The organism is Kitasatospora sp. MAP5-34 (assembly GCF_029894335.1).
Lineage (GTDB): Bacteria > Actinomycetota > Actinomycetes > Streptomycetales > Streptomycetaceae > Kitasatospora.
Map to the genome: position 1 here is coordinate 1 of NZ_JARXZC010000095.1, position 2,367 is coordinate 2,367.

Below are 2,367 nucleotides of genomic sequence, written 5' to 3' on the forward strand. Positions count from 1 at the left end.
GCTCCGCATGCTCATCCGACGCTCGACAAGCCGCTACCGCTGGGACGGCCGGCCCACCACCCGACGCCTCAAGTGATCCATTTGCCGGTCGGTCTAAGAGGACCAGCCTCGTAGTTTCGCCGCGCTGATCGGTTGAGCGTGTGCCCGTGATGTTGCTTTCGCCGGTTCCCGGGGGCGGGGCCGGGTAGGGCTGCGCGTCGGCTGTCGTGCCGGGTTCCACGGGCCGGGGGACTGCCGGGATGCCTCCCCTCGGTGTTCGGCGGGGTGGTTCGTGCAGGTCAGGTTGGTCGGGGCAGTGCCTGGATCCGGTGGAAGGCGCGGACGATCGCGTCGGCCCAGGGCCACGTGTGCGGGATCTTGAGGCGTCGTCGTCGTTGGCCGCGCACGAGTCGGGCCGGGACGTGCAGGATGCGGTAGCGCAGGGTATGAGGTTGAGCGGTCTACGACGAGTGCGTACCTTCCGCTCCCGTCGGACACCGTCGCACCGCACTGGTCGCACAGCTCCGCCAGGCCCTCGCCCTGGTCCTCGTCGTCGGTCTCGCTCACCCTCCGTGGATACCGCGCGGCTGCCCTGGCGCCCCGTTCTGACAGGCCGAGGTTCAGAACCGTGAGGGCGTTTGTCGCGTTGCGGTCTCCGCGTACAGCGCCGGTGCGCGGAGGCCGACGCTGGTTCGGCTCTATCGGACGAGCTCGTAGACCGTCGGCGAGGCGCTGGCCGCGAATCCGCCCGCGCCCAGGTAGGCGGCCTGGATCAGGTGAAGGCCGACGGCCAGGGTGGAGGTGGTGAACACCGCGTGTCCGGTGCTGTCGAGTGGGGCGACGGCGATGAGCTGTGACCTGTCCATGAACACCACGAGGCCTTGGGGGACGGCCGTAGCGGGACCGGCCGCCACTGTGGCGGTGAAGGTGACCGGCTGGTACGGCTGCGTGGGGTCGGCCGAGGAGGTCAGGCGGGTGGTGGTGGTGACGGGCGCCTGGTCGCAGGTCGCGCGGGTGATCGTGTCAGTGTCCAGCGTGACCGCGGCGTCACGGGCCAGCGTCCGGCCGTCGACGGTCGCCCCGGTCGTGACGGTGATTGAGGCGAGGGCCAGGACGTTTCCCCGGAGGGTGGAGGAGGTTCCGAGCGTCGCGGAGCTGCCGACCTGCCAGAAGACGTTGCAGGCCCGCGCGCCGTTGACGAGGTTCACGCTGCTCGCGGAGGCTGTGGTGAGGGTGGTTGCCATCTTGAAGATGAAGACGGCGTTCGGGTCGCCCTGGGCGTCGAGGGTCAGCGTTCCGGTGATTCCGAAGGTACCGGCGGGGGAGTCGTACACCCCCGGGGTCTTGGTGGTCCCGCCGAGTTCCACCGGGACGGTGGCCGTGGTCGCGCGCCCCGCCGCGTCGTTGTACGCGGCGCTCAGGTCGTTCTTGGCCTGCAGCGCGACGGCGTCGGCCACGTGCTGGGTCCCGTTCACCTGCCCGGGAGGAAACCCGGTCACCGACGTGCCGGGGCTCAGCCCGAGATCGCCCTTGATCGTGGTGGGACCGGTGTTCGTGATCGTCGACGCGGCGAGAACCGCGAAGTCTGCGGCGGTGCCCAGCGATACCGGCGGCGTGGCCGCTCTCGTGCTCGCGCTCGGTGGCGTTGCCGCGCTTGCGCTCGGCGGCGCGGCCATGCCGATCAGGACAGCTGTCGCACAGATGACGGCCAGGGCCGGGGCCGGCCGGGATCGGGCGGCAAACCTGCGGAGCGTGCCCCTGAGGCTGGTGATCGTCATGGATCTGCCTTTCGTGGAGGTCTACGTCGGTTTTCGGCAACGTGAGAGGGCCACTTTGGCAACGAGAACGGGAGCCATCAGGTGTCGCATGAGCCGTGCGCCGCTGCCTCGTGGTCGGCAACGAGTCGGTCGTGGCATGGGAAGTTCGAGCTCGGCCACCCCGTAGTGCCCCGCAAATGTCTTCGCCGGGCCCGAGCCAGGATCTTTGACGGAGGGCCAACTGTCCTGCTGGTACTCGAGGAACGCCGGCCGTCTTACCTTGGTGAGACGTTCCCCTGTACGCCGGAGCTTCACAGCGCACCCTCCGCTCGTGCCTGACGGCGCATCGGCTTCCTGAACTGCGATGCCGGGCGTCGCCGGGTCGCAGCTCGGCTCGGTGTCCGCGGCTGGCGCTGGCGGCACCCCTGCGGAACGCAACGACCGCTACCCGGAGCTGCTGGTCCGGTGGCGGCGGCCTTGGCTTGATTTTTATGCAGTCGTCGTGGCTTTGGCCTTGTGGGCTTCGAGTGTGAGTTTGAATCGCTGCGGGTTCTTCAGAGACTCTAGATTGTGGCTGTGACCTGCAGGTTTGGCTGTTGGCTGTAGTACTTGGCTTCGTATTCGGCGGGTG

General features: G+C 68.8%; 1 protein-coding gene and 1 pseudogene. Both read right to left on the reverse strand.

The features are described 5' to 3' along the window. Positions 1-278 precede the first annotated feature (278 nt). A pseudogene (locus tag P3T29_RS32495) lies at positions 279-434 on the reverse strand (IS1380 family transposase); the annotation flags it as partial. 243 nt (positions 435-677) lie between these two features. Then, positions 678-1,757: an ice-binding family protein gene (locus P3T29_RS32500; RefSeq protein WP_280720278.1), complete on the reverse strand. Its 1,080-nt coding sequence runs from the start codon at positions 1,755-1,757 to the stop codon at positions 678-680. Between the last annotated feature and the right edge of the window lie 610 nt (positions 1,758-2,367).